A 25,500-nucleotide genomic window follows, 5' to 3' on the forward strand; every position below is an offset into this window, starting at 1 on the left:
GTCATGCTCCTGCAGCGAGAATGGCGATCACGGCGATGACGCCGCCAATAATGTAAGCGTAATAGTGGTACGATAGCCCGGTTTGCAGGCGGCGAATGTCGCGGCCTAACATACCGGTCAGGCGCGCACTGCCTTCGGGTATGCCATCAGAGATCGTCTCCCCGAAACGGTCGCTGACCTGAGCAAGCCAGTCGCCAAATGCAGCAGTGTTCCGAATACCCTGATCAACAACACGGTTGTCCACTTCCGCGATAAAAGCCGCCCCTTTGCGGCCCATGAAAGCGACCCCACGAGGCCCCGCGTCAATGAGAGTGTCGTCAATCCAAGCCGTTGTACGGGCAAGCGCATCTAAGGGTCGCACAACGGCGATGGTGATCAACTTGGGCAGCCCGAGCCAATCTGAGGCGGCAGCAGTGGCACCGCTTGTTCCGAGCGTAGGGTGCCGCCGCACCAGATAGACGCCGCCCAAGACACCGGCGGCGACAAAGGCCAGCGAAAGGCCAAGCATCAAAGGGCTGCCTTTGGGGAGCGTCATGTCCAATAGGGCGGCAAGTGCCTCAGCCAGGGGCGGATACCACAGAAGGCTTGTTGTTAGCGTTAATGCAGCGAGGATACCCAGTCCGATGGTTTCCATCATGCCAGGCACTTCGATTGACCGCTCGTCATCGCCGCGCCAGCTAAATGCCAACAACAAGAAGCGCGTCGTATAGGCCGCGCTCAGTGCGCCGCCGAGCATCACTGCGATTGGCAGCCAATACCCAGTATGTTCAACCGCTTTAATGATCTCTTCTTTACTCCAACCACCTCCCGCAGGCGGCATCCCGGCAAGTCCGACTGCTGCTATAGCTGTAAGCCCCCCGACGATTGGCAGCGATTGGCCCAGCATCATTTTATCCAGGCGGTAGCTCCCCGCAGCATCGCCTGCGAGGCCCGCCGAAAGGAAAAGCGGCGCTTTGAATGTGGCGTGGACAATCAAGTGCAGCACCGCGATCCCAGGATACCCCGCGCCGACTGCGACGAACATAAATCCGAGTTGGGCCGAAGTGGACGCTGCAAGCAGCCGTTTGGCGTGGTTCTGCAAAACCCCGGTGACGCCACCCGCCAGAGCAGTGATCACCCCTATCAAGATCGCCGCGACGCTAAACCCGGGAGCGATGGACAAGGATGGCTCAAGACGCGCGATGATATAGGCACCGGCTGCCACCAGCGTCGCCGCATGGAGAAGCGCCGAGACCGAACTGGGGCCAGCCATCGCCCGAAACAGCCAGGGCGAGAAGGGAACCTGCCCGGCTTTCGAGGCCGCCGAAAGAAGGATTCCAAAGGCTACGATCCACTGAAACGTGCCTTTGAGCGTTGCGATACCGGCATAATCGAAAGACCCCGTGGCGGAGTAGAGCGCCATCGCAGCAGCAAAAAGTCCAAGGTCACCGAACCGCGTCATCACGAAAGCATAAAGGCCCGAACGCGGATTTTCGATGTCGCGCCACTTGTGCGAGATCAGCGCCCAGGAACAGGCGCCAATTAGCTCCCAGCCGATAAGCAGCGTCAAAAGATCATCGGCGACGACAACCAATTCCATACCGCCTGTGAACAGGATCATGATGCCAATTAGCCGCCCCAGCCCACGCGCTTGTTCATGCTGTGCGGCGTGAAGGACAACAGCAAGGGCTATGGCGGGAACCATGAGAGCAACCGCCGCTGAGATCGGCGTGAGAGAGGCGGTAAGCCGGAGTGCATCCGACCAGATCAAGTACGCGGTCCAATCTTTTGTGACGGCAGCTAACGCCAAGACGAAAGTCCCGCCAAGCACGGCCACTGCCAACCCTCCAAGCCAGCCGCGCGACCGATCACCCATCACCGCGATTAACACGCCTGACAAAATCGGTAGAAGGGGGAGTAGCCAAAGCGTCATTCTTTCAGCGTCCCGAGCGCTTCAATCACATCCGCTTGGCGTTTGCGATAGACGGCAACAACCAAGGCAAAGCCGATTGCCAGTTCGACTGCCATCACCGCCATGATCAGGATCGCAAGCAATTGTCCCTCAGGCGCCCCTTCAAGGGTAAAGGCCCAAAACCCCACAGCCGCGAGTAGGGTGCCATTTAGCATCAGCTCCAAGCCCATCATCAGCATTACAAAGGATTTCTGTGATAACGCACCGAACAGACCGATGCCAAAGAGCGCCGACGCGACAATCAATATGGCCGTTAACGACATATCAATGCTCCTTCTTCGGCTTGGTGCCGTGGCCTTCATGCGGGTCCGGTGCTGGCTCTTGTTTGGGCTTCTTTGGATCGGCGCCTTCTGGGTTAGCGCCGGTTGTGTGTCCTCCGTGACCCGTATGCTCTGCTGACAACGCCGGGTCGTCGTCGGCCATCTCGTGACCCATATGGCCAGTGCCTTGGTCGCCGTCCTTCTTGTCAGTCATCTTGTCATGACCACCATGACCACCATGACCACCATGACCACCATGACCACCATGCCCTCCGTGGCCACCGCCTTCCTCCACCTTGCGCCCCGCAGGTGTTCCGCCCGGATGAAGCCCTGGGGGGATAGCACCCTCGTCCGACACTCCAAACCGGCCACGGCGGCTCGATAAGATGACAGCGCCGAGCATGGTCGCCAATAGCGTCACCCCGGCGGTCTCGAATATCAGCATCGAGCTGCCCAGCAGGTTGATGCCCAGATCACGCATGGTATCCCGACCCGCAGGCAGGGGATTATGCGGTAGGTCAGTTGTGAGCACCGCGACTGTGAGGCCGATAAAAGCTACAATGCCCGCTCCTATCGACAGGCGGTATTGATGCACCATCTGCATCGGGTTCAGGCCTGCCGGGTTCATCATGAACATCACCATGAAAAGACCCATGACCATCATCTCGACCGCCATCATAAAGACCGTGGCGACGCCGATGTAATCGGCAGACATCAATAGCGCGATGGCACCGACACAGATGAACGAGACCATCAGCGCGAATGTTGCACGGATCATCGAGTTGACCCGAAAAACCCGCCAACCGCTCCAGATGGCGATCGCCGAGAGGAAATAGAAAGCAATATCCGTCATGCCAGCGCCACCAGTCCGGCCAGCAACAAGTCCAAGAAGGCAATTGGCAGCAGGACCTTCCAGATCAGCCCGAGCATCCGTGCTACGGGCATACGCGCCAGCAGATGAGACAGGGCGATAATGACAGCCATGATGGTTAGTGTTTTGAACGCGAGCCAGACAACTCCCGGAAGGACCGGGCCGAGATAGCCGCCCAGAAATGCCGAGGCGGCCACTGCAGAAAAGCCGACCAACATGGACAATCTTGCCACCTGCCAACCGGACCGATTAGCGCCTAAATCCTCAATAGACGTGCCGCCTGCAAGGTCAGCACTGTCGGCGTAGTCGAGTGGTCCGCGCAGCGTAAGTGACAATCCCAACAGTATGAAGAGGGGCAGCCCAAGCGGTTGGCGGATCACGTTCCATATGTCCTCTTGCGACGTCACGATAGCGCGTAGATCAAGCGACTCTGCAGGCAGTGAGGCGGCGATCAGGACAAACATGCTAAGCAGCATGATCGGCAGCCCAATAGCGACATAGCGATAGGCCCCGATCAGGGCGAGCGGGGAATTGGGTGCCCAGCCGTGCAAAAACACAAGCACAACCACGAGGGACTCGCACGCCCCCCACAGCACCACACTGGTTTCGAGGCCAATCACTACAGACTGTGGCCCGAGCGGTACGACAGCGAGACCAATCGCACCGAGCGTCAGAAAACCCGAGATGGACAGGAACCAGTTCATTCTGTCTGGCGCCTCGGTCGAAATGCGTTGCCGAGACACTTCCGCCGCAGCGGTATAGAGCGGCGTTAGCAAACTGCCCCCAGTTCGTCCGGCCAGCCATCGGTAGAAAAACGTGTCCAGAACCGCAGCGATAAGCATGCCGACGATCATGAATACGAGCATTATCATCAGGGTGAGGGCGACGCTCATGACATGTGCCCTGCATGGACGCCGTGATCCATTCCGCCCGCCATTGTATCGGGCTCGGGATCAGAGGTATTGGCGCAAATGGCGCGCAGCGATGCGTTGTCAAAGCTGTTCAAAACCAGCATGGCTTCGTGCCATTCCAGACCGATCAATAGATCATCAAGGCCTATTTGCTGGACGTGCAGGTTGAAAATGGGTTCTGAGGTGCCGGTCAGCAGGTCAAAGCGCGTGCGTACGTCCGATCCGTCATGAGTGCGGCCCAACCCTTCGGGGATTGCTGCCCGCGCGCCCGATAAGCGGATCAGCCGTTTGACGGTCGCATTGCCGATGTTGGTGGCGCGTAACATCCGTTCGGCCAGTGCGGGCAGTCCCAGAAGATTGAGTAGAACCCAACCGCGTTGTTCTTGGGTTTCGAACGGCGGATGCGCAACCGCAACGTTCTGTATCGTGTCGCCTTGGAGAGTGAGGGTCAGGACGAGCCCGGCCGGGAGCATGGGCAGAAAAGGACCGAAATCTGCGGTGTAGGCATCAAGCTCCAGCCCATCCCGCAGATCGGCGGCCGTCATCGCCATCGGCCTTCCATAAGGCGTGCCGCCCATCATGCCTTTACCGCCCTGACCATGTGGCCCGATCCCGCGCCACTCGCTTGGCGGGGCATCTGACAAAAAGTCGGGCTCGGACTTGAGACTGCCAACCAGCAGATCTCTGTGAACTGCCCTCAACAAAACGCTGATGTTCGCTATTTCTTCTATTCTCGTCGCGCCTGGCAACTCATTGCGAGAATGCCAGAGAGCGCTGGCGCGGGGGTGCGGCAACTGGTCATGCAGGCGGTGCAGTTGAGGTAGAAGAGCCTCTGGAACCGTGCCTACCACGAACAAGATCGCTGCGGCTCGCGGCGTCTCAACAACGCGCAATCCGGGGGCTTTAGCCAGCACGCTCGCGGCATCTGCAGGGGCACCCTCGCCAAAGGCTACAAACAACGGCACTTCGGCCAGCCCTGCCATTTTTGCAAGCCAGCTCATTCCCACCGAAAAATACCCTCCCGCCAGCCATAGACGATCCCGACCGATAGAATGACCAAGAACATACCCATCTCTGCCAGCGCCTTGGGGCCTTCCTCTACGAAAACTACGGCCCAAGGATACATGAACATCATTTCCATCTCGAAGGCGACGAACAGCAGCGTCATAGTGTAGTACCGGATGTGGAAACGTTGCCATGCATGGGTCTCAGGATCACTGCCCCCGAGTATAGGGCGCTTCTGAGGATAGGTGCTTGGACCTGCAGCACCTGCGCGCAATGCTGCGGTGAACAGCATTGAGAATGCAAAGATCAAAATGATGGCGATCAATGTCGTCATGAATTTTGGTATCCCTTATGCCCAAGCAAGGTTACCTATCGGCGCGAACTTTGAAAGCCTTCCTCCTGCTGGAGCCTTGCACTTTTTCTGAGGCCTGCGCGTCAAGTGGCTGTGACATCATACAGTAGACCAGATCACAGGAAGGCTATCTTGCTGGCAAAATTCAGCCCTTTTCACCGTACCAGCTGTGGCGCCAGTCGATCATTTTGCCGATCTCTTGGGCCTGAGCATCGATAATGCTCCTCGAAAGCTTCTTGATGTCGCTGTTGGAACTCTGTTTCAGAGCGACCGCCGCCATTTCAATTGCAGAGGCATGGTGCGGCAGTTGTGAATCGATGAATGCTTTGTCGAAGGGTGCCTTTTTTGCGAGTTCTTCTGGGCTGTCCATCCCGAGCATGCTGCGCTCATGGGGATGGGTTTCCGTCGCGACTTCATCAGGGCCATCAAGGTCTTCGATTATGCCATCAAGCGTTTCGATTTCTTTCTTCTGATCTTCGATCATGGTCTTTGCGAACTGGACGAGTTCGTTGTGCTCGCCTTTTTCCACCGCAACCTCGGCCATTGATACCGCCATCGCATGATGGGCGGACATCATATTGACGAACCGTAGATCGGAATATTCTCCATTGTGAACCAAATTTGCGGTCGCTTGGCGCTGTGAAGTCATCATCGTTCTCCTTTGGTTAGTATTGGAAACGCGGGATATTTGGTTAGTACTGGAAACACGGAATAGCCGCTATGGTTCCGGTCGGATAAGTTGCGCCACGGGAAAAGGCCTACCTTTCCACGTCAGCTGTTCGCTGAAGCATGTGCTTCTTAACCAAAGCTGAAAGCTAAGCACGGCGCACTGAGCTTGGCTGGAACATTTATCAGACAGTTTGAGCTTTGGGTAAAAGACGCCTTTGATTCCAATTAGCCGTGGGCTCAGCCCGCCATTAGAGAACGGAGCACCCGATGCCAAACGAACCAGACTACGCCAAAGAAAAGCGCCCGCCGCACCGCAAGCGGCATAATGCACAAGACGACCACGAGGGAGCCGCACACAGGCCCGAAGAGTTCGATTCAAAGAATCCCAAGAAAGTGCTCAAGGAGGGCGACTAAGCCTCTCGACTTGATGTCGCCTACAGCCCTTTCCGAAAGCCCTATTCATCGAGGCTATCGGCGGCTGCCTTTGGTGGAAGGTGCAGCTACCTATTGCTCGCCCTAAATTGCCCTAAAAAGACATTTAATCGGATGCCATGAAAGGCGGCAGGCTCCGCTCATCAGACCTTCAGTCTTCGAATATGCTGCGCCATGCATGAATGGCTGGTTTGGTGAAGCTGCACTGCAGCGCTCAGCCGTGAAGCAAAGGGCAGGTAAGGGCCGAAAGCGGCTGCTTGGTGAAACCACCATCGACCCCAGACCCGGGCAATCGGAGGTGTTTTAATAAGGGCACCTCGATTTTTAACCATTTTCGTAGCCGCACAGCAGTGCGTGTGGCTAGAAGCGGGAGGTAGGCAGTCGGTTGGTGCCTGGCGCCCCGGGACGGTCACGGCGCGGCGCCTTTCACGCCTGGCTTTTACGGCCTTGCGGCCTGATCTGGTCGCTGGTTTGCCCGGTCTTCATGCCGGGCACGGGTTGATGCGGCGCAACTGGACGAGGCGGCGCATGTTATAGGCAAGATTTTTCATTCCGATCTTCGCCTTGGCCCGCACCATGCCGATCGTGCGCACCAGCGTGCCGCCCATGTCGTTGGTCTGCGCGCCGAAGACATGTTCGACCCGGACCCGCACCGTGGATTTGGTTCGGTTGCTGCCCTTGGCCTGTTCGGTCAGCGGCTTGCCCCGCTTGCCCTTGCGGTGAATGTGGCTGGTCAGCTTGCGCGCTCGCAGCTTCGCCTCCATCTCCTCGGACCTATAGGCAGAATCCGCCCAGACGCCCGCGCCGGTGTTGCCCCGCATCAGCAGGTGATCCACCGCCTGACAGTCATGCACGGCTGCGTCAGTGACGTCATAGCGCCGCACCAGCTTGTGCTTGCGGTCCACATTCACATGGTTCTTGTAACCGTAATGGCTCTTGCCGTGCTTTTTCGTCCAGCGCGCGTCCAAGTCTTTCTGTGAGCGCATCGCGGGCTTGTTTTCCCAGTCCTCGGGCACCTCGCCGCTCTTGATGGTCTTGTTTTCCTCGCGGGTGTTGCGGTTCTTCGGCACCGGCACGATGGACGCATCCAGGATCTGTCCGCCCCGCGCGATGTAGCCCTGCCGCGCCAGATGGCCGTCGAATTGCTTGAACAGCGCCTCCACCATGCCCGCCTGAGCCAGCGCCTCGCGGTAGAGCCAGACCGTCTTGGCGTCCGGCACACGGTCCTCCAGTCCGAGGCCCAGGAACCTCATGAACGACAGCCGGTCGCGCACCTGATATTCAATCTGATCGTCCGACAGGTTGTAGAGCGCGCTCAGAACCAGCGCCTTGAACATCACGATCGCGTCGATCGGCTTGCGCCCCGCGCGCGATTTACGCTCTGAATCCGGTTTGCGCCAAACCCCCTCAAGCGTTGGCCGGAATTCCTCCCATGGCACCACGGCGTCGATCGCGACCAGCGGGTCCCTCTTGACATCCAAGCTCGCATAGCGGTCGGAAAGATCGAAAAAACCCATCTGCGCCATGGCTGCATCCCCTGTGCCGATCCGTCGCCTCAATCATAAAGCAGCGCCAAGGTCAGCGCAATTTTTAGAGGTGCCCATAAGGAAACGCCGCTTCGGGGCCGGGATGTCGTCGTAGATTTCCCTTGCTTGCACACAGTGACACTTTTTTCTGATATTACTCATGTGGCAAATCGGCCAGAAAGCCGACTAAGATCAGACAGCCGCCCAGCGCCATTATGAGCACGCGGGGACCATGATCAGCCCCCAGTGGCGGAGCATGGTTTCACCAATTTTCTGTATCAAATCCGGCAACGAAATTCGCGCGGTGCCCGCCGAAAGCATTATCCAGCCCAGCAGCGTAATCACCACGCGCCAGTCAACTGCCCATACGTTGTGGGTGAGCACGATGGGAGCCGGGCTCTCGCCTTCCAGCATCGCGTTGAGAATAGCGAACGTTCTGGCCGATGGGCTTTCAATTGCAGCGGCCAAAATTCAGGCACCAAAACCGAACTCGGCAACATGCGTCGCATCCGCAAAATCGAGAAACTCCACCTACAAGACCATCCCGAAGGCGAACGTCTTGAGGTCCGAGAAACCTTGACCAATAAGGGCCTGGAGGGGGGGTGTTCTGAACCAGGCAATCGACGCGATCACGAAGGATCGCGAAAGCTGGATTGCCATGATGATGGAGGGGGAATACAGGCTGAGCGGTGTCGAGCCACACCCTGTGAAATCCGCCGCCGCCACCTTTCTGCGCTTTCTGGCGGCCGGAAACATGCCGTTATTCCCGTTCATTCTCGGACTGGATAACGCATATTCTGTCTCGGCCGCGCTGACCTTGGTGAACTTTTTTGCGATCGGCGGGCTGAAAAGCGTCAGGTCTCTCAGCCCTTTGTGGCGATCTGCTGGCGAGACCCTGGTGATTGGGGGGAGGTGGCCGCCGCCATTGCATTTCTTGTCGGAACCTTGTTCCATGCGTAGACGGCATCTCCTGCGCCTATGGCCGTTTCGTTCGCACCTACCCACGCCTTTGTCATTATTCGCTCATAAGAGCAACGCTTGGGCAGGATGCTTAAACCCGGTAGAAAAATGCCCAACGACTTATGACGCTGGGCATTTTGGACTTATTAGGCGTCCATTTTCTCAATGAGAAGTCGGTGCGCTGCCAAGTGGTCAAATACGGCAGCTCGCACTTTTGTAAACTGCTCGAACAGGCTCTGAAGTTCGAGGAGATTATTGCCACGATCGGTGTAGACCGGTACTTTCCGCGTTTCCCCTATGGGGCCACATTCGTCGCAATCGGTCGCAAAGAAGCGGTTTTCATGGTCCGTGACTTCGCGAGCAAGGTCCGTAGCTATTATCTCGCGGACAGCCTCCAGGCTACCTTCATCTGCATCGCGTAACGGTTGGCGTTCTCGGAGGTTGGAGAGGGCGCGCGCAACAAAAGCAACATCCTTAACATTTCCGCCAAGATGCACGAAGCGGGCCGCATCAGCGACTTCCCGGCCCAGACGCACAGCTTCGACGGCCATTTCATCGATTGTCTTGGGTTCTGGTGAGTTAAACATTTTCGGATCTCCCGATCTCTGGCCAGACATTACGACCGGCCTTCAAGGTAGCCGGCCGCACCCGCAAAGAGAGACGCATCTCCTCAAAAATGAGGAGCCTTGAAGTGTCATACGAACCAGAAATAAACGCCTTTTCAGTATCTTGACCGGAAATTCTAACCGAACCTGAAGCAGCTAAATTTCTGCGAATTGGCCTGACGAAGCTCCGAGAGGTGCGCCGATCAGAACTTATACCGCACATTCCAGGAAAGCCTGTTCGGTACATGTCTGCCTCACTCCTGAACTGGATGAAAGAGCAGGAGGTTCCGGCAATGAAGCTCGATAGCAAGCCGGCACCGAAGCGCAGCACGACCTATAAAGCAAAGACTGACAAAGCTGCCTTGAGAGCTGTAATTCTCGGTTGACGATCCCGGTTGCATCTATAAACGTGCGAGAAAGCCACGGGGGTAGATGCAATCAAGAAAACACTTGAACGGATCGGCCAATTTACCGTCGCACAGAACCGAAATACTTATCATCTCAGGTGGACTAATAAGAACACCGGAAAGCAAGAGTCTGAGAGTTTCGGCAGAGACCGTGCTCGTGCTGAAGCCGAAGCGTGGCGTCGCATGGCCGCACTTGTCTCTCCGGATGACCTGATCGAACGGCCGCACGACCCGACATTCGAAGAGCTTTGGCACTTCTATTGCCGGGAGAAGAAGCCAAATTTGTCTGACGGTCGCGCAAAACGTCTGGATGAGATTTACAAGCTTTACTTAAAGTCGTCCCTGGCGAAGGTTTCAGCCAGCGAGCTTCCCGATGCGATCCGGAAAATGCGCGACCGTATGTTGGGAGACAAAAAGACACTGGGCTGGACCGGTGACGACAGAGATGAAAAACGTGGCAAGCGGAGTAAACCTCTACATCCGAATACCATTGAGGACATCGTCAACATAGCCCGTGCGACACTGAATTTTCTACTTGAAGCGCGGATTATTTCGGGCCCTAACCCGGTGCTGACAATTAGTGTCGCAGGACGAACCGCGCAGATCGAGCGCGATCCCAAAGGTCGACACGTCACATTTGAGGAAATCGGCAAGCTGATCGACGCGTGTCAGTGCCCTCACCACACGCATATGATGCTTCTTGAACTCGGTAGCGCTGTCCGGAGCGGCGTGTTCACGCCGATGTGGCTGGATCAGGTTCTGTGGGAGCTCAAAGCAATTGATACCCTGCCTGCTGGTTGGAAGCAGACCACTAAGTATCGACCGGTCATACCAGTGACTGGCCCGATGCGGTGGGCTACCGCTGAAGCTGTCAGAACCGCGGGGCCGGATCAGCAGCTAATCCACTATCGCTCGGAAGGTTTGAAAGGTAAGAATGGCACCCAGATCATCCATCGGATTGCAAAGCGTGCCCTCGGCGAAAAGGGGGCAGTAAATGTGAACTGGTATTCGATCCGTCATACATTGATCGACTGGCTTGAAATGCGTGTGCTCTTCAAAGAGCCTGTCGATGCTGGCTGGTCACGTCGCCGCACTGGATACACGTGAACGGCGGCAGATGCGGAACAATGACGGCAGCAAGACCACTTAAATTTACCTCCAAGCAAAGCTCGCACATCTCGACCCGATCCGGAAAGCTCTTGAAGAAGAATGGTGGCCTCAGATACAGATGCATTGTGATCTTGACCTCCGATTGGCTGATCCCAAGGTTGACGAGGAATGGGCCAAGGCGCGCGATTTGCTTGAAAAATAGATGCAAAGCAGATGTGAACGGGCTGCAAGTCATTGTTAATAAATGGGGTAAAGCCATGTGCATGACGTGCAGATCACCCGCGAAAGCCCGAACTACCGTATCGGTTAACCCATAAAAGCAACGGCTTAAAAGCCGTTCTTTACCTAAGGAAGATGCCATGACCCCGGGCGCGCGCGTATCGGCTGCGATAGAAGTTTTGGATGCGATTGCCGGGGGGCTGGCCGCCGAACAGGCGCTGACCCGTTGGGCGCGGCAAAGCCGTTTTGCAGGCTCCAAAGACCGGGCCGCCGTGCGGGATCATGTCTTTGACGTGCTGCGCCAGAAACGGACGGCGGCCCATTACGGCGGCGGGGATACGGGCCGTGCCCTGATGATCGGTGTGCTGCACGGGCAAGGGGCTGATCTTGAGGCGCTGTTCACGGGCGAGGGGCACGCGCCCACGCCGTTGAGCGACGCGGAACGTGCTTTCCCACAAGCGCCCGAAGACCGCGCCACAAGGTTGAACCTGCCCGATTGGCTGCTGCCCTTGTTCGACGCGGCGCTCGGGGAAAAGGCGGATGCCGCAGCCATGGCGCTTCAGGAACGCGGGCCGATCTGTCTGCGGGTCAACACGGCGCGGATCGCGGTGCCTGCCGCGCAGGAATTGCTGGCGGAGGAGGGCGTTCAAACCCGAGCCAACCCGCTTGCCGATGCCGCGCTAACCGTAATTGAGGGGCAACGCCGGATCCGAAATTCCTCCGCCTTTGCAGATGGCTACGTGGAATTGCAGGACGCGGCGAGCCAAGCAGTCGTGGCCGCCCTGCCGCTGGGGGGGCGGGTACTGGACTACTGCGCCGGGGGCGGTGGCAAGGCCTTGGCTCTGGCCATGGACGCCACGCGCGAGATCACGGCCCATGACATCGACCCGCGTCGGATGAGCGACCTTTCCCCCCGCGCCGCGCGCGCGGGTGTTGAGATTTCCCTGGCCGATACCGAAAAAGCCGAAGCTGGCGCGCCCTATGACCTCGTTCTCTGCGACGCGCCCTGTTCGGGGTCTGGCGCATGGCGCCGCGCGGCAGAGGGGAAGTGGACCCTGACCCCCGACCGGCTGGCTGAACTGACTGCCATTCAAGACCAAATTCTCGATACCGCAGTGGCACTTACGCAACCTAACGGCGTTTTGGCCTATGCCACATGCTCGCTTTTCCGAGAGGAAAATGAGGCGCGGGTTGAGGCATTTTTGGCCCGTCACCCGGGCTGGAAAATCGCCCGGATGGACCGTTATGACGTGACTGCCGAGGGCGACGGCTTTTTCTCAGCACAGTTGACGCGCGAGTAGTTTTCCCCATAATCAACCAATGCGTGCAAGTGCTCTAGGGTTAAAGCCTGCTTAACTTCTCTCGCACGTAATAGTCCTATGATTCGGTTGTTAGGGGAATTGCGTGCAGCAGGGCGTCGGGGATTCAGGGGTTGGCGGGCAGGCCGGGCTCACGCGGCTATGGCTGCTTGGGGCGATGGCCGTGGCCACCGGTGCGCTCGCGCAGCGCAGCGCCGAGGCGTCGTTGAAGCTTGGCCTTACCGCAGCGGCGGTCACGCTCGGCTTGATTTCAATCGGTTACATGGCCCTCCGCCTGCGGGCGCGGACGTTGAACCAAGCCAGCACCGACGGGGTCGCCGATTTCATCGCAAAAGACGGCACGCCCAGCTTCATCGCGTCGATCGACCGGCAAGTTATTTACCGCAATGAAGCGGCTCAAAAGCAGTTTGGCGACGGCAGCGGAGAAACTCTCGCGCAGGCCCTGCGAACGCATTTCTCCAACCCCGTGGGTCTTCTCTACCGACTGCAGTCCCGTGCCACGGCAAGCGGCAACGCACGGGAAGAAGTGATCACCCGCGTCGGCCCGGTGCGCATATCCGTACACCATGTGTCGGCTGACCGCTTGCTTTGGCGGATCGAACCGGCACCAGCCCGCGCGGGACCCCGTGCCACCCAAAATAGCATGGCCTTGCCGATGGTCATGGTCGGTCGGGGCGGGACGATCCTTTTCATGAACGAGGCGGCTCGAATGTTCGTCGGGGACCGGGTGAAGTCCATGGACCGACTGTTCAACGCCCTGCCATTGACCTCGGGAACCGTGACGGAAATATCCACCGCGCAAGGCAACCGTCAGGTATTGGTGGCCGAAGTCGACGCCGGTGCCAACCGCCGTGCACTTTACCTTTTGCCCCCGCCCGATGGGGGTGTCTCAGCCAGTGAATTGGGATGGGAAACTTTTCAAGACCTCCCCGTGCCGATGATCAAGCTGGGGCCAGATGGGACCGTATTGGCGTTCAACCGAATGGCGGCCAAACTGCTCGGCGTCTCCCTGCGACGCGGCGCGCATCTTTCACAGCTAATGGAGGGGCTGGGTCGTTCTATCTCAGACTGGTTGAATGACAGTCTCGCAGGGCGATTGGTGCAGAAATCCGAATTTCTCAGGCTGACCCGCACGGATCAGGAGATTTTCGTACAGGTCTCGCTGAACCGGATATCCGAAGGCGGAGAGGCCGCCCTGATCGCGGTGCTACAAGACGCGACCGAACTGAAATCGCTAGAGGCGCAATTCGTGCAGAGCCAAAAAATGCAAGCCATTGGTCAGCTAGCCGGCGGTGTGGCGCATGATTTCAACAACCTTCTGACCGCAATTTCCGGCCATTGCGACCTCCTCTTGCTGCGCCATGACCAAGGCGATCCGGATTTCAGCGATCTGGTCCAGATTAATCAGAACGCCAATCGGGCAGCGGCGCTGGTGGGGCAGCTCCTCGCCTTCTCCCGCAAACAAACCCTCCGGCCCGAAACGCTAGACATGCGCGATACCTTGGCCGACCTTACCCATTTGCTGAACCGTCTGGTGGGCGAGAAGGTAACGCTAACCTTAAGCCATGACCCGGTCCTTGCGCCGATCCGTGCGGATAAACGCCAGTTGGAGCAGGTGTTAATGAACCTCGTTGTCAATGCCCGCGATGCGATGCCCGCCGGGGGTGAAATTCGCATCCTGACGGAGGTGACAACACTCGACCAACCACTCGAGCGGGACCGGGTCAGCGTTCCCGCCGGGCGCTATGTCACAGTGCAGGTCCACGACGATGGCACCGGCATCCCGAAAGATAAGCTGCAAAAAGTGTTCGAGCCGTTTTTCACTACCAAACGCACAGGCGAGGGGACCGGCCTTGGCCTCTCCACCGCCTATGGGATCGTCAAACAGACGGGCGGATTTATCTTTATCGACAGTGAGTTGGGGCGTGGAACCTGTTTTACTCTGTACTTTCCCGTGCTTGAGGGGCAGCCGCATACGGTTTCTCGAAAGACCGCCTCGCAGCCCGATCAGGGCCCACTGCAGCGTTCCGATGGGGTAATCCTGCTGGTCGAAGATGAAGCGCCGGTTCGGGCATTTGCCAGCCGTGCCCTACGCCTGCGCGGCTACACGGTGCTTGAAGCGGAATCCGCCGAAGCCGCACTGAAGATGCTCGAAGATCAAGAACTGGATATCGACGTCTTTGTAACGGATGTCGTCATGCCCGGCATGGACGGGCCAAGCTGGGTGCGCCAAGCTTTGAAACAACGACCGGACGTGCGGGTCGTTTTCGTTTCTGGCTATGCAGAGGACAATTTCGGGCAGGAACAGTCGAAAATTCCCAACTCGGTTTTTTTGCCCAAACCCTTCTCCCTGACCGATCTGACCAATACGGTACATAACCAGTTACACTAAGCTGAGGGCAGGGCTAAGGGATCGACTCGTAAAGCTCAAGTTCCGCCGCGAATTTCCGGCGAAAGCGTTTTTCGACGTTTGGGGAAAGCGCCAATTCCATCTTGGGCGATACATTTTCTTGCCCCAAGGACAGAGTCACGTCGAGCCGCTCTTCCAAAAAACTACGCAGCCGGGCCTGATCTTCATAGCGGAAGTGGTGGGTGATGCCGGTGCCGTTCGGTTGGGTCTCCATAAACTTCAACTGGCTTCCAACATCGGCAAAACCCGGCTTGTCGCCTTTCATATAGGCGAGCACAAATTCGTCAAAAGTAACCCCAAAGGTGTTGTTGGGCCTACCCTCCATGAAAGGGCGCCGCCGATAGCGGTACCAACTGCCAAGCCAAGAAATCGGCTCGCGCATGACGGCCATAAGTTCAAGCTCGGCATCGCAGACTTTAAGGAACATCGGTCGAACAAACCGATTATACCGATAGACGGGCGCGTGTTTCAGCATAGGGGGATCGGAGATCACCATGTCCGCGCGGGGCGCGAGCGCCTTTTCATAGGCGGTGGTTCCGGTTTTGGGCACTGACAGAAAGGCCAGCCGTTCTTTGAAAAAAACAATCACTCGCGTCTTATCCCAAGCTGCACATGGTCCCATCTATGTCGGGTAAACCATTTCTTTACCATTCCCGAGAAAACTTAAAGGACAAACAAAATCATTGAAATGTTCTTCATTTACCCTCATATGGAACATTAGAAGAACACAAGCGACATAGCGTGCAGGCGATTGCCGCCGGTGCGCCACTGTGACACTAAGGGATGAACCTAATGGCAACGGCAGATCTTTTGACAATGGACAGCAAGAAAACCGCAGAAAAGCAAAAGGCGCTCGACAGCGCGCTGGCCCAGATCGAACGTCAGTTCGGCAAAGGGTCGATCATGAAGCTGGGCGCCGAAGGGGCGATCCAGGACATCAAAGCCAGCTCCACAGGCTCGCTGGGCCTTGATATCGCGCTTGGCATTGGCGGTCTGCCGATGGGGCGTATCATTGAAATTTATGGCCCGGAATCCTCGGGTAAGACAACTTTGACCCTGCACTGCGTCGCGGAGCAGCAGAAAGCTGGCGGCGTCTGCGCCTTTGTTGATGCGGAACACGCGCTTGATCCGCAGTATGCGAAAAAGCTTGGCGTGGACATTGACGAGTTGCTTATTTCGCAGCCCGACACGGGCGAACAAGCCTTAGAAATCACCGACACTCTTGTGCGCTCGGGCGCGGTCAACATGGTTATCGTCGACTCAGTCGCGGCTCTGACGCCGAAGTCCGAGCTTGAAGGTGAGATGGGCGACAGCAGCGTCGGTGTTCAGGCCCGTTTGATGTCCCAAGCCATGCGTAAGCTGACGGGCTCGATCAGCCGGTCGAACTGTATGGTCATTTTCATTAACCAAATTCGGATGAAGATCGGCGTCATGTTCGGGTCACCCGAGACGACAACGGGCGGTAACGCGCTGAAATTCTACTCCTCTGTCCGGCTCGACATCCGCCGCATCGGCGCGCTGAAAGACCGTGATGAGGTTGTCGGCAACGCGACAAAGGTCAAGATCGTCAAAAACAAAGTCGCGCCGCCGTTCAAGCAGGTCGAGTTCGACATCATGTATGGCGAAGGCATCTCCAAGATGGGCGAGTTGCTTGATCTTGGCGTAAAAGCTGGCGTGGTCGATAAATCGGGCTCATGGTTCAGCTATGGGGATGAGCGGATCGGGCAAGGGCGCGAGAACGCGAAAACCTTCCTAAAGCAAAACACGGCCATGGCGTCGGAGATTGAGGATAAGATCCGCGCAGCCCATGGATTGGACTTCGAAGGGTCCGGCGGCGATGACGCGGATATCCTCGAAGCGTAAACACGCTTTGGGTATTAAGACACTGCAACGGGGGCGTGGCCTTGGGCTGCGCCCCTTTTTCATGGGCAGGAACGGTGGACAGCGCCGAGGCTGAGGGGTATTTGGGATCGATCAAATCTGCCCCGGAAGGCCTCGCCCATGAAGACGCTGAATGAAATTCGCTCAACTTTTCTGAATTATTTCGATGCGCAGGGGCATCAGATCGTGCCCTCCAGCCCGCTGGTGCCGCGCAACGACCCGACACTGATGTTCACCGCTGCCGGTATGGTGCAGTTTAAGAACCTTTTTACCGGGGTGGAAACACGCGAATACAGCCGCGCTACGTCGGCGCAGAAATGTGTGCGGGCGGGCGGCAAGCACAATGACCTCGACAACGTGGGCTATACCGCGCGGCACCACACGTTTTTCGAGATGCTGGGCAACTTCAGCTTTGGCGACTACTTTAAGGCCGAGGCGATCCCCTTTGCTTGGGACCTATTGACCAAAGAGTTCGGCATCGACCCGAACCGGCTTTTGGTCACGGTGTACCATACGGATGAAGAAGCGGTTAAAATTTGGAAGGCGCACACTGGCCTGCCGGATGAACGCATCATTCGCATCGCGACGGATGATAACTTCTGGTCCGCTGGTCCAACAGGCCCCTGCGGACCCTGCACCGAGATTTTCTACGATCACGGGGACCACATCTGGGGCGGCCCTCCGGGATCGCCCGAAGAAGACGGGGACCGTTTCGTTGAGATCTGGAACCTCGTTTTCATGCAATACGAGCAGTTCGAAGATGGGACGCGCCAGCCGCTGCCCAACCAGTCGATCGATACCGGCATGGGGATCGAGCGGGTGGCGGCGCTGTTGCAAGGCACGAATGACAACTATGCCACGGACTTGATGCGCAACCTGATTGAGGCCAGCGCACATGCGTCTTCGACCGATCCCGATGGGCCAGGAAAGACCCATCACCGGGTGATTGCCGACCATTTGCGGTCGACCTCTTTCCTGATTGCGGATGGGGTGATGCCTTCGAACGAGGGCCGGGGCTATGTGCTACGTCGGATTATGCGACGCGCGATGCGCCACGCGCATTTGCTCGGCGTTAAGGACCCTTTAATGCATCAACTGGTACCATCATTGGTGCAGCAGATGGGCGCGGCTTACCCTGAATTGGGTCAGGCACAATCGCTCATCCGTGAGACGTTGTTGCTGGAGGAAACCCGTTTCCGCCAGACGCTTGATCGCGGTTTGAAGCTGCTGGATGATGAATTGAGTGGACTGCCTGAGGGGGCCACACTGCCGGGGGAGGCGGCGTTTAAGCTTTATGATACCTACGGTTTCCCGCTTGATCTAACGCAGGATGCGCTGCGCGAAAAAGGGCGCGCGGTGGATACCGACGGGTTCGACACCGCAATGGCGGCGCAGAAAGCGAAAGCCCGTGCGGCTTGGGCTGGGTCGGGTGAGTTTGCGGATGCCACCGTCTGGTTCGACGTGGCCGACAAAAGCGGCGTGACCGAGTTTTTAGGCTATGACACCGAAAGCGCCGAGGGGCAGATCGTGGCCTTGGTGCAAGGCAGTGATCAGGTGGATGCTGCCGCTGTGGGCAGTGATGTGCAGGTCGCGCTGAACCAGACGCCGTTTTATGCGGAAAGCGGCGGGCAGGTCGGCGACACCGGGGTGATCCGCACGCAAACCGGTATCGTGAATGTGACCGACACACGCAAATCTGCAGGTGTCTTTGTGCATTTCGGCCATGTGGTCGAAGGCGAGGTGAAACCGGGTCAAACGGCTGTTCTTGAGGTCGATCGTTTGCGGCGCAGTGCCATCCGGGCCAACCATTCGGCCACGCACTTGCTGCATGAGGCGCTGCGCAACGCGCTTGGGGATCATGTGTCGCAGCGTGGTTCGCTTAACGCGCATGACCGTCTGCGGTTTGATTTCTCGCATGCCAAGGGGCTGTCGCAGGAGGAATTGACCCAAGTCGAGCGCGAGGTGAATGACTATATCCGCCAGAACACGCCGGTGGAGACGCGGATCATGACGCCGGATGACGCGCGGGCCATGGGGGCGCAGGCGCTTTTTGGTGAGAAATATGGTGATGAGGTGCGTGTCGTCTCGATGGGTCAATTGGAAGGTTCCGGCAAGGGAAGCGACAAATCGACCTATTCGCTTGAGCTTTGCGGCGGTACCCATGTGCGTCAGACTGGGGATATTGGCGCTTTTGTTCTGCTGGGGGACAGTGCCAGCAGCGCGGGGGTGCGCCGGATCGAGGCGCTGACCGGGACCGAAGCTCTGGCTTGGCTGCGGGAGCAAGAAGCGGCGCTGAGCCGGGTTGCGGCAGAGTTGAAAACAGCGACCAGCGACGTGCCCGAACGGGTGCGCGCCCTGCTTGACGAACGCCGGAGCCTGTCCAACGAAGTGGCGCAGCTGCGGCGCGAATTGGCGATGTCGGGCGGCGGTGCGGCCGCACCCGAAGCGCGTGAGGTGAATGGCGTCAAATTCATTGGCCAAGTCCTCAGCGGTATCACAGGCAAAGACCTGCCCGGTCTGGTGGATGAACATAAGGCCAAGCTGGGCTCTGGCGCGGTGCTGCTGATCGCCGATACCGGGGGCAAGGCCGCGGTCGCGGGCGGCGTGACACAGGATTTGACAGATCGCGTTTCGGCAGTCGACATGGTCAAAGCGGCGGTGGCCGAATTGGGCGGTAAGGGCGGCGGTGGTCGGCCTGACCTGGCTCAGGGCGGTGGTGCCTCGGCAGAGAATGCAGAAGCGGCGATTGCCGCGGCTGAAAACATCTTGAAAGGATAAGGCCCATGGGCGCACTCTGGATTGCACATGTCACCGTCACCGACGAAGAGGCATATAAGAAATACGCCGCCGGCGCTACTGAGGCCATTGCGGCCCATGGCGGCAAGTTCATCGCGCGGGGCGGGCGTTTCGTTCAGCTTGAGGGCAAGGAACGGCCGCGCAATGTCGTGGCGCGTTTCCCCGATGTTGAAACAGCGGAAAAATGTTACCATTCTGAAGCTTATCAGGCTGCGTTGAGCCATGCGCGCGGTGCGTCCGAACGCGAATTGATGATCGTCGAAACCGAGGAATGATTGGAAAGCGCCCCGCCTGAATAGCAGGTGGGGCGTCTTGCTTTGATGGGGGAACCTTCGCCCCGAACGGCGGTTGACCCATATGAACCTCAACCGACTATCCGCTTTCGCCCAATGGTGCCGCAGCCACGTGGAGGTGACCACTTTGGCCCTGATGGGCCTTTCGGTCATCGCCGTCTGGACCTTGGCCGAACTCACCGAAGAGGTCGTGGCAGGCAGCACCAGCAATCTTGACCGTGACATCCTATTGTTCCTGCGCACGCCGGGCGATCTGTCGGATCCCATCGGCCCGTGGTGGGTGGAAGAGATCGGGCGTGACCTGACAGCCTTGGGCGGTGTTGCAGTGTTGGTGCTGACGACCGTTGTGGTCTCGCTCTTTTTCTTGTTGCAACGGCGGTGGTCTACCGCGCTCTACATCTTTGCGACTGTTGGCGGGGGGATCGTCTTGAGCAGTATCGCCAAGGAGTTCTTTGACCGGCCGCGCCCCGACCTTGTGCCGCATGGGTCATTGGTCCACACGGCGAGCTTTCCTTCGGGGCATTCGATGATGGCGGCTGTCGCTTACCTCACGCTAGGGGCGATGGTGGCGCGAGCGCAGACGCGCCGGGCACTCAAGGTCTATACGCTGGCGGTTGCCGTCTTGCTCACGCTGCTCGTTGGGATCAGCCGTGTCTATATGGGGGTGCATTGGCCAACGGATGTGGCGGCTGGCTGGCTTGGGGGGGAGCTTGGGCCATCCTTTGCCTTTTGGCCGCGCTCAGTCTTGCGAAACGCGGGCATATCGACAGAGAGGAAAGCGATCGGTAAGGCCTGCGGCTTTTCCGGCGTCAGATGTGAAAACGGCAGCGCATCCTGGGATGCGCTGCCGTTTTTATTTTGTAAAAGTCGTGGCTTAGCTGGCTTTCGCCATGCGCTTGCGCTCATGCGGGTCGAGGTAACGCTTGCGCAGGCGGACCGCGTTCGGTGTCACTTCAACAAGCTCATCGTCGTCGATATAGGCGATGGCTTCTTCAAGGCTCAGCGTCATCGGCGTGGTCAAACGTACCGCTTCGTCGGTGCCCGAGGCGCGCACGTTGGTTAGCTTTTTGCCCTTCAGCGGGTTCACTTCAAGATCGTTTTCGCGGCTGTGCTCACCGATGATCATGCCGGTGTAAACGTCAGCCTGTGCGCCGATCATCATCTTGCCACGCTCTTCGAGGTTCCACAGGGCGAAAGCGACCGAGGAGCCGTTTTCCATGGAGATCAGAACGCCCGCGCGACGGCCCGGAATCGTGCCTTTGTGCGGTGCCCAAGAGTGGAAGACGCGGTTGATGACGCCCGTGCCGCGCGTGTCGGTCAGGAATTCGCCGTGGTAGCCGATCAGCCCGCGCGAGGGGACATGGGCGATGATGCGGGTCTTGCCCGCACCGGCTGGTTTCATCTCGACCAGTTCACCCTTGCGGGTGCCGGTGATCTTTTCGATGACCGCGCCGGAGTATTCGTCATCCACGTCGATGGTGGCTTCTTCGATGGGCTCATGGCGGACACCGTCGATCTCTTGAAAGAGAACCTGCGGGCGAGAGATCGAAAGCTCGAACCCTTCACGGCGCATGTTTTCGATCAGAACGCCCATCTGCAATTCGCCACGACCAGCCACTTCGAAAGCGTCGCCGCCCGGTGTGTCGGAGATTTTGATCGCGACGTTGGATTCGGCTTCCTTCATCAGGCGCTCACGGATCACGCGCGACTGCACTTTTTTGCCGTCACGGCCCGCCAGTGGGCTGTCGTTGATGCCAAAGGTCACTGTGATGGTCGGCGGGTCGATCGGCTGGGCGGGGATCGCCTCGTTCACGGAGGCATCGGCCAGCGTGTCGGCCACGGTCGCCTTGGTCATGCCCGCGATGGAGACGATGTCACCGGCTTCGGCCACGTCGATGGCGGTCTGCTCCAGCCCGCGGAAGGCGAGGATTTTGGTGCAGCGGAAGTTCTCGATCAGGGTGCCATCACGCGACATGGCTTTGAGTGTCTGGCCAGCTTTCAACGTGCCGGTTTCCACACGGCCGGTCAGCAATCGGCCCAGGAAGGGGTCACCGCCAAGCGTGGTGGCCAGCATGGTGAAGGGTTTGTCGGCGTTCTCGATCTGCTTGGGGGCAGGGACGTGCTCAAGGATTAGATCAAAGAGCGCGTTCAGGTCTTTGCGCGGCCCGTCGAGTTCGGCATCCGCCCAGCCGGAACGGCCCGAGGCATACATATGCGGGAATTCAAGCTGCTCGTCGGTGGCATCCAAGCTGGCGAAAAGGTCAAAGCATTCGTCGAGCGCGCGGTCAGGCTCGGCATCGGGCTTGTCGACTTTGTTCAGCACAACGATCGGGCGCAGGCCCAGTTTCAGCGCTTTGGAGGTCACGAATTTGGTCTGTGGCATCGGGCCTTCGGCGGCGTCGACCAGCAGGACCACACCGTCAACCATCGACAGGATGCGCTCAACTTCGCCGCCAAAGTCGGCGTGGCCGGGGGTGTCGACGATGTTGATGCGGGTGTTGTTCCACACGACCGAGGTCGGCTTGGCGAAAATGGTGATGCCGCGCTCGCGCTCCAGATCGTTGCTGTCCATGGCGCGTTCGGTGGTCGCCTGGTTTTCGCGGTAGGTGCCGGATTGTTTCAGAAGCTCGTCTACCAGCGTCGTTTTGCCGTGGTCGACGTGAGCGATGATTGCGATGTTGCGCAGGTCCATTAAGTCAGCCTTTGGATAGGGGAGGGACGCGCCAACCTGAAGCTGCGCGTATAATTGCGCCGCCCATACCGCGCCCCGACTGCAATTGCTAGCCCTAATGGCGCGCTGTGCCTGTTACTGCGCGAACCTGTGCCGCCGCTGCGGCCTTAATGGGTGGCGCTGTTCGAGAAGAGATGGATGACCAGAATGCCGCTGATGATCAGCAAAAGGCCAAGGACTGCGGGCAGGTCCAGCCGTTGGCCGAAAAGCACGAAGCCGATCAGCGCGATCAGCACGATCCCGAGGCCCGCCCAAAAGGCATAGACGATTCCGACCGGCATGACCTTTAGCGCCAGCGACATGCAGTAGAAAGAGATCATGTAGAAAACCACCACCGCCACCGAGGGCCAGAGCCGGGTGAATTGATGCGAGGCCTGCACCGCGGTCGTGCCAAGGGTTTCCGCCACCACGGCGATGATGAGCCACAGATAATGCATGGGGGCGCGCCTTCTTCAAAGGGGGAGTTCGGTGGTTTCTTTGATCTCCTCCATCACGAAACTGGCCGAAACATCCGACAGCGGCACCCGGCGGATCAGGTCCTGATAAAGGCGATCATACCCCGCCATATCCCGAACCCGCGCCCGGATCAAATAGTCCAGATCACCGGTCATCCGGTAGACGCCAAGAATTTCGGGCATGGCCTGCGTGGCCTTGGAGAACTTGTCCAACCAATCGGGCGCATGGGCGTTGGTGCGCACCTGAATGAAGACGCTGAGGCCGAGGTCAAGTTTCGCGGCGTCCAAGAGCGTGACGCGGTTTTTGATCACGCCTGCCTTCTCAAGCGTGCGGATGCGGCGCCAGCAGGCGTTGCGCGAAAGGTGGACAGCGGACCCAAGCGCTTCGAGCGATTGGCTGGCGTCGCGTTGCAGTTCGACCAATATGCGGCGGTCAATGTCATCAAGTGTCGTCATTTTGGGAGTTTGGTGGGAAATCCTCTCAGCGGCAAGGGGTTGCGGGGTGGGATTTGAGAAAACGTCACAAAGGGGTTGGGTTAAGGTGCTGCAAAGGTAAAGACAGGAGTTTCCCATGATCGCACGTATCTTTCTCGACCATCCCGCAAAGGTGGAGGAGACGTTTTTCGAGCATATGGCCTTCGCGCTTAAGTTCTCGGGCCTGCTGTTCACGGCGGCGGGTGCGGCGCTGGTGCATGCGCTGATCCCCTGCCTGTTCGAGAAGACAGCGAGCGGGATTATCGCCAAGCTTTATGCCCGGACGCACAACCGGGGGCAGTAGGGGCTGAGGGCCAACGCCTGCCCGTGGGTCGGCGATCAGATGGTGCCTCGTGCCACTTTATTGCTCAGCGGTGATGTGCTTCCGCGTGGTCGCACCCAGCCTTGCCAAATCGCCTACCCGGTCGCACCATATGTGCGCCCATATATAGCGGCACGCCTCCGGCGTGACGGGCGGGCAGGCGATGGCGCGGCGCATGCGGCTTGGTTCCGGGCCGGGTGGCAAGCGCGATCGCAAAAATAGAAAAGGGCCGCATCGCTGCGGCCCGTCGCATTTAGCGCAAATCCGGCCAGTTCAGCCAGCCAACGCCTTGTTCAGGTTCTCGTCCACCTTCTCCAAGAAGCCCATGGTCGTCAGCCAGCCCTGATCCGGCCCCACCAACAGGGCAAGGTCCTTGGTCATGAAGCCCGATTCCACCGTGTCCACGACAACCTTCTCAAGTGTCTCGGCGAAATTGATCAGCGCCGTGTTATCGTCCAGCTTGCCGCGGTGCTTCAATCCGCCCGTCCAAGCATAGATCGAGGCGATGGAGTTGGTCGAAGTCTCTTCGCCCTTTTGGTGCTGACGGTAGTGGCGCGTCACGGTGCCATGCGCGGCTTCGGCCTCCACGATTTTGCCATCCGGGGTCATCAACTGAGAGGTCATCAGCCCGAGCGAGCCAAAGCCCTGCGCCACGGTGTCGGATTGCACGTCGCCGTCGTAGTTCTTGCAGGCCCAGACATAGCCGCCCGACCATTTCATCGCCGAGGCGACCATGTCGTCGATCAGGCGGTGTTCGTACCAGATGTTCTTTTTCTTGAAGTCCTCGGCGAACTCTTCGTCGAAAATCTCTTGGAACAGGTCCTTGAAGCGTCCGTCATAGGCTTTGAGGATTGTGTTTTTGGTCGACAGATACACCGGCCAGCCGCGGTTCAGACCGTAGTTGAAAGAAGCGCGCGCAAAGTCACGAATTGAATCGTCGAGGTTGTACATCGCCATGGTGACACCGGCGGACGGCGCGTCGAAGACTTCCTTCTCGATCGTCTCCCCATCGTCACCGACGAACTTGATCGTCAGCTTGCCCTTGCCGGGAAAACGGAAATCGGTGGCGCGGTACTGGTCGCCAAAGGCATGACGGCCCACGACGATCGGCTGGGTCCAACCCGGCACAAGGCGCGGCACGTTGCGGCAGATGATCGGCTCGCGAAAGATGACGCCGCCCAGAATGTTGCGGATGGTGCCGTTGGGGCTGCGATACATGCGCTTGAGGCCAAACTCTTCGACCCGCGCCTCATCGGGGGTGATGGTGGCGCATTTCACGCCGACGCCATGCTCGCGGATCGCATGGGCCGCGTCGACGGTGATCTGGTCATCGGTCTCGTCCCGCACTTCCATGCCAAGGTCGTAATACTTCAGGTCAACGTCAAGATAGGGGGTAATCAGCTTTTTCTTAATGAAATCCCAGATGATCCGGGTCATCTCATCGCCGTCGAGTTCGACGATGGGGTTTTCTACCTTAATCTTCGACATGACGAATTCCTTTGGTTGAGAATGTATTTATCCGTGCTTTAGCCTATCGGGGG

25 protein-coding genes and 1 pseudogene are annotated in these 25,500 nt (G+C 58.4%); 11 read left to right on the forward strand and 15 right to left on the reverse strand.

Annotation, left to right across the window (positions count from 1 at the left end; all coding sequences use genetic code 11):
* Position 1: 1 nt before the first annotated feature.
* The 7 genes from R1T45_RS13125 to R1T45_RS13155 all read right to left on the reverse strand — a co-directional run bounded on the left by R1T45_RS13125 (position 2) and on the right by R1T45_RS13155 (position 6,038).
* Positions 2–1,912 (reverse strand): NADH-quinone oxidoreductase subunit L, encoded by a 1,911-nt coding sequence (locus tag R1T45_RS13125; RefSeq protein ID WP_317389280.1) that lies wholly within the window; start codon positions 1,910–1,912, stop codon positions 2–4.
* Positions 1,909–2,214, reverse strand: a complete 306-nt coding sequence (gene nuoK, locus R1T45_RS13130; RefSeq protein ID WP_120351440.1) for an NADH-quinone oxidoreductase subunit NuoK — start codon at positions 2,212–2,214, stop codon at positions 1,909–1,911. The genes R1T45_RS13125 and nuoK overlap by 4 nt, the downstream gene beginning before the upstream one ends.
* A 1-nt stretch (position 2,215) precedes the next feature.
* Positions 2,216–3,064, reverse strand: coding sequence for an NADH-quinone oxidoreductase subunit J (locus tag R1T45_RS13135; protein WP_317389281.1), 849 nt, complete (start codon positions 3,062–3,064; stop codon positions 2,216–2,218).
* Entirely contained in the window at positions 3,061–3,975 is a 915-nt protein-coding gene (locus R1T45_RS13140) for an NADH-quinone oxidoreductase subunit H (protein WP_317389282.1), read from the reverse strand. Before R1T45_RS13140 ends, R1T45_RS13135 begins: the two co-directional genes overlap by 4 nt.
* A complete protein-coding gene (locus tag R1T45_RS13145; protein ID WP_317389283.1) occupies positions 3,972–4,994 on the reverse strand; it encodes a hypothetical protein in 1,023 nt (340 codons plus the stop codon). Before R1T45_RS13145 ends, R1T45_RS13140 begins: the two co-directional genes overlap by 4 nt.
* On the reverse strand, positions 4,991–5,332 hold the full coding sequence (locus tag R1T45_RS13150; protein WP_120351436.1) for an NADH-quinone oxidoreductase subunit A: 342 nt from the start codon (positions 5,330–5,332) through the stop codon (positions 4,991–4,993). The genes R1T45_RS13145 and R1T45_RS13150 overlap by 4 nt, the downstream gene beginning before the upstream one ends.
* 163 nt (positions 5,333–5,495) lie before the next feature.
* Positions 5,496–6,038, reverse strand: a complete 543-nt coding sequence (locus R1T45_RS13155) for a DUF305 domain-containing protein (protein ID WP_317391090.1) — start codon at positions 6,036–6,038, stop codon at positions 5,496–5,498.
* A gap of 248 nt (positions 6,039–6,286) precedes the next feature.
* On the opposite strand from R1T45_RS13155, the gene R1T45_RS13160 reads away from it, so the two are divergent.
* The gene (locus tag R1T45_RS13160; RefSeq protein WP_317389284.1) at positions 6,287–6,433 is read left to right on the forward strand and encodes a hypothetical protein; all 147 of its coding nucleotides are present in this window, start codon (positions 6,287–6,289) and stop codon (positions 6,431–6,433) included.
* A gap of 500 nt (positions 6,434–6,933) precedes the next feature.
* Here R1T45_RS13160 and R1T45_RS13165 read toward each other — a convergent pair whose 3' ends face one another.
* Entirely contained in the window at positions 6,934–7,977 is a 1,044-nt protein-coding gene (locus R1T45_RS13165) for an IS5 family transposase (RefSeq protein ID WP_317389285.1), read from the reverse strand.
* Positions 7,978–8,190: 213 nt separating this feature from the next.
* Positions 8,191–8,445, reverse strand: coding sequence for a hypothetical protein (locus R1T45_RS13170; RefSeq protein ID WP_317389286.1), 255 nt, complete (start codon positions 8,443–8,445; stop codon positions 8,191–8,193).
* 196 nt (positions 8,446–8,641) lie between these two features.
* On the opposite strand from R1T45_RS13170, the gene R1T45_RS13175 reads away from it, so the two are divergent.
* Complete coding sequence (locus R1T45_RS13175) at positions 8,642–9,106, forward strand: VIT1/CCC1 transporter family protein (RefSeq protein ID WP_317391091.1); 465 nt, start codon at positions 8,642–8,644, stop codon at positions 9,104–9,106.
* On the opposite strand, the gene R1T45_RS13180 is transcribed toward R1T45_RS13175, so the two are convergent.
* A complete protein-coding gene (locus R1T45_RS13180; protein WP_317389287.1) occupies positions 9,084–9,554 on the reverse strand; it encodes a hypothetical protein in 471 nt (156 codons plus the stop codon). The genes R1T45_RS13175 and R1T45_RS13180 overlap by 23 nt on opposite strands.
* 122 nt (positions 9,555–9,676) lie before the next feature.
* Between R1T45_RS13180 and R1T45_RS21015 the strand changes: the two genes are divergently transcribed.
* The 4 genes from R1T45_RS21015 (at position 9,677) to R1T45_RS13195 (ending at position 14,989) form a co-directional block, all read left to right on the forward strand.
* Positions 9,677–9,928: a helix-turn-helix domain-containing protein gene (locus R1T45_RS21015; RefSeq protein ID WP_348429878.1), complete on the forward strand. Its 252-nt coding sequence runs from the start codon at positions 9,677–9,679 to the stop codon at positions 9,926–9,928.
* 204 nt (positions 9,929–10,132) lie between these two features.
* Complete coding sequence (locus tag R1T45_RS13185) at positions 10,133–11,056, forward strand: hypothetical protein (protein WP_317389288.1); 924 nt, start codon at positions 10,133–10,135, stop codon at positions 11,054–11,056.
* A 362-nt stretch (positions 11,057–11,418) separates the two neighbouring features.
* Complete coding sequence (locus R1T45_RS13190) at positions 11,419–12,579, forward strand: RsmB/NOP family class I SAM-dependent RNA methyltransferase (protein WP_120351146.1); 1,161 nt, start codon at positions 11,419–11,421, stop codon at positions 12,577–12,579.
* 175 nt (positions 12,580–12,754) lie between these two features.
* Positions 12,755–14,989: an ATP-binding protein gene (locus R1T45_RS13195; protein WP_411041398.1), complete on the forward strand. Its 2,235-nt coding sequence runs from the start codon at positions 12,755–12,757 to the stop codon at positions 14,987–14,989.
* Between the two features lie 13 nt (positions 14,990–15,002).
* Here R1T45_RS13195 and R1T45_RS13200 read toward each other — a convergent pair whose 3' ends face one another.
* A complete protein-coding gene (locus tag R1T45_RS13200; RefSeq protein ID WP_120351144.1) occupies positions 15,003–15,596 on the reverse strand; it encodes a gamma-glutamyl kinase in 594 nt (197 codons plus the stop codon).
* Positions 15,597–15,799: 203 nt separating this feature from the next.
* Here R1T45_RS13200 and recA point away from each other — a divergent pair, with 203 nt between their 5' ends.
* From recA to R1T45_RS13220, 4 genes and pseudogenes are all read left to right on the forward strand, one after another.
* Entirely contained in the window at positions 15,800–16,870 is a 1,071-nt protein-coding gene (gene recA, locus R1T45_RS13205; RefSeq protein WP_067627237.1) for a recombinase RecA, read from the forward strand.
* A 138-nt stretch (positions 16,871–17,008) separates the two neighbouring features.
* Positions 17,009–19,666 carry an alanine--tRNA ligase gene (gene alaS, locus R1T45_RS13210; RefSeq protein ID WP_317389289.1) on the forward strand — a complete coding sequence of 886 codons (2,658 nt, stop codon included), beginning with the start codon at positions 17,009–17,011 and terminating at the stop codon, positions 19,664–19,666.
* A gap of 5 nt (positions 19,667–19,671) precedes the next feature.
* Positions 19,672–19,959, forward strand: coding sequence for a DUF1330 domain-containing protein (locus R1T45_RS13215; protein WP_132443342.1), 288 nt, complete (start codon positions 19,672–19,674; stop codon positions 19,957–19,959).
* Between the two features lie 154 nt (positions 19,960–20,113).
* A pseudogene (locus R1T45_RS13220) lies at positions 20,114–20,623 on the forward strand (phosphatase PAP2 family protein); the annotation flags it as partial.
* 228 nt (positions 20,624–20,851) lie between these two features.
* On the opposite strand, the gene typA reads toward R1T45_RS13220, so the two are convergent.
* The 3 genes from typA to R1T45_RS13235 form a co-directional block, all read right to left on the reverse strand.
* Complete coding sequence (gene typA / locus R1T45_RS13225; protein ID WP_067931183.1) at positions 20,852–22,669, reverse strand: translational GTPase TypA; 1,818 nt, start codon at positions 22,667–22,669, stop codon at positions 20,852–20,854.
* A 146-nt stretch (positions 22,670–22,815) separates the two neighbouring features.
* Positions 22,816–23,145, reverse strand: coding sequence for a DMT family transporter (locus R1T45_RS13230; RefSeq protein ID WP_067626829.1), 330 nt, complete (start codon positions 23,143–23,145; stop codon positions 22,816–22,818).
* Between the two features lie 15 nt (positions 23,146–23,160).
* Positions 23,161–23,619: an Lrp/AsnC family transcriptional regulator gene (locus R1T45_RS13235; RefSeq protein ID WP_132443344.1), complete on the reverse strand. Its 459-nt coding sequence runs from the start codon at positions 23,617–23,619 to the stop codon at positions 23,161–23,163.
* A 115-nt stretch (positions 23,620–23,734) separates the two neighbouring features.
* Between R1T45_RS13235 and R1T45_RS13240 the strand changes: the two genes are divergently transcribed.
* Positions 23,735–23,941 carry a DUF6356 family protein gene (locus R1T45_RS13240; protein WP_317389290.1) on the forward strand — a complete coding sequence of 69 codons (207 nt, stop codon included), beginning with the start codon at positions 23,735–23,737 and terminating at the stop codon, positions 23,939–23,941.
* Between the two features lie 291 nt (positions 23,942–24,232).
* Here R1T45_RS13240 and R1T45_RS13245 read toward each other — a convergent pair whose 3' ends face one another.
* Positions 24,233–25,447 carry an NADP-dependent isocitrate dehydrogenase gene (locus R1T45_RS13245; protein ID WP_067942253.1) on the reverse strand — a complete coding sequence of 405 codons (1,215 nt, stop codon included), beginning with the start codon at positions 25,445–25,447 and terminating at the stop codon, positions 24,233–24,235.
* Positions 25,448–25,500: the final 53 nt, after the last annotated feature.

The sequence above is a fragment of the Sulfitobacter sp. LC.270.F.C4 genome, from assembly GCF_032922545.1.
GTDB lineage: Bacteria > Pseudomonadota > Alphaproteobacteria > Rhodobacterales > Rhodobacteraceae > Sulfitobacter > Sulfitobacter profundi.

Excerpts from the sequence above, each read along its gene's own strand:
- R1T45_RS13125 (WP_317389280.1), bottom strand. The coding sequence starts at position 1,912 with ATGACGCTTTGGCTACTCCCCCTTCTACCGATTTTGTCAGGCGTGTTA.
- nuoK (WP_120351440.1), bottom strand. The coding sequence starts at position 2,214 with ATGTCGTTAACGGCCATATTGATTGTCGCGTCGGCGCTCTTTGGCATC.
- R1T45_RS13135 (WP_317389281.1), bottom strand. The coding sequence starts at position 3,064 with ATGACGGATATTGCTTTCTATTTCCTCTCGGCGATCGCCATCTGGAGC.
- R1T45_RS13140 (WP_317389282.1), bottom strand. The coding sequence starts at position 3,975 with ATGAGCGTCGCCCTCACCCTGATGATAATGCTCGTATTCATGATCGTC.
- R1T45_RS13145 (WP_317389283.1), bottom strand. The coding sequence starts at position 4,994 with ATGAGCTGGCTTGCAAAAATGGCAGGGCTGGCCGAAGTGCCGTTGTTT.
- R1T45_RS13150 (WP_120351436.1), bottom strand. The coding sequence starts at position 5,332 with ATGACGACATTGATCGCCATCATTTTGATCTTTGCATTCTCAATGCTG.
- R1T45_RS13160 (WP_317389284.1), top strand. The coding sequence starts at position 6,287 with ATGCCAAACGAACCAGACTACGCCAAAGAAAAGCGCCCGCCGCACCGC.
- R1T45_RS13165 (WP_317389285.1), bottom strand. The coding sequence starts at position 7,977 with ATGGCGCAGATGGGTTTTTTCGATCTTTCCGACCGCTATGCGAGCTTG.
- R1T45_RS13175 (WP_317391091.1), top strand. The coding sequence starts at position 8,642 with ATGGAGGGGGAATACAGGCTGAGCGGTGTCGAGCCACACCCTGTGAAA.
- R1T45_RS13180 (WP_317389287.1), bottom strand. The coding sequence starts at position 9,554 with ATGTCTGGCCAGAGATCGGGAGATCCGAAAATGTTTAACTCACCAGAA.
- R1T45_RS13185 (WP_317389288.1), top strand. The coding sequence starts at position 10,133 with ATGGCCGCACTTGTCTCTCCGGATGACCTGATCGAACGGCCGCACGAC.
- R1T45_RS13190 (WP_120351146.1), top strand. The coding sequence starts at position 11,419 with ATGACCCCGGGCGCGCGCGTATCGGCTGCGATAGAAGTTTTGGATGCG.
- R1T45_RS13195 (WP_411041398.1), top strand. The coding sequence starts at position 12,755 with ATGGCCGTGGCCACCGGTGCGCTCGCGCAGCGCAGCGCCGAGGCGTCG.
- recA (WP_067627237.1), top strand. The coding sequence starts at position 15,800 with ATGGCAACGGCAGATCTTTTGACAATGGACAGCAAGAAAACCGCAGAA.
- alaS (WP_317389289.1), top strand. The coding sequence starts at position 17,009 with ATGAAGACGCTGAATGAAATTCGCTCAACTTTTCTGAATTATTTCGAT.
- R1T45_RS13215 (WP_132443342.1), top strand. The coding sequence starts at position 19,672 with ATGGGCGCACTCTGGATTGCACATGTCACCGTCACCGACGAAGAGGCA.
- typA (WP_067931183.1), bottom strand. The coding sequence starts at position 22,669 with ATGGACCTGCGCAACATCGCAATCATCGCTCACGTCGACCACGGCAAA.
- R1T45_RS13230 (WP_067626829.1), bottom strand. The coding sequence starts at position 23,145 with ATGCATTATCTGTGGCTCATCATCGCCGTGGTGGCGGAAACCCTTGGC.
- R1T45_RS13235 (WP_132443344.1), bottom strand. The coding sequence starts at position 23,619 with ATGACGACACTTGATGACATTGACCGCCGCATATTGGTCGAACTGCAA.
- R1T45_RS13240 (WP_317389290.1), top strand. The coding sequence starts at position 23,735 with ATGATCGCACGTATCTTTCTCGACCATCCCGCAAAGGTGGAGGAGACG.
- R1T45_RS13245 (WP_067942253.1), bottom strand. The coding sequence starts at position 25,447 with ATGTCGAAGATTAAGGTAGAAAACCCCATCGTCGAACTCGACGGCGAT.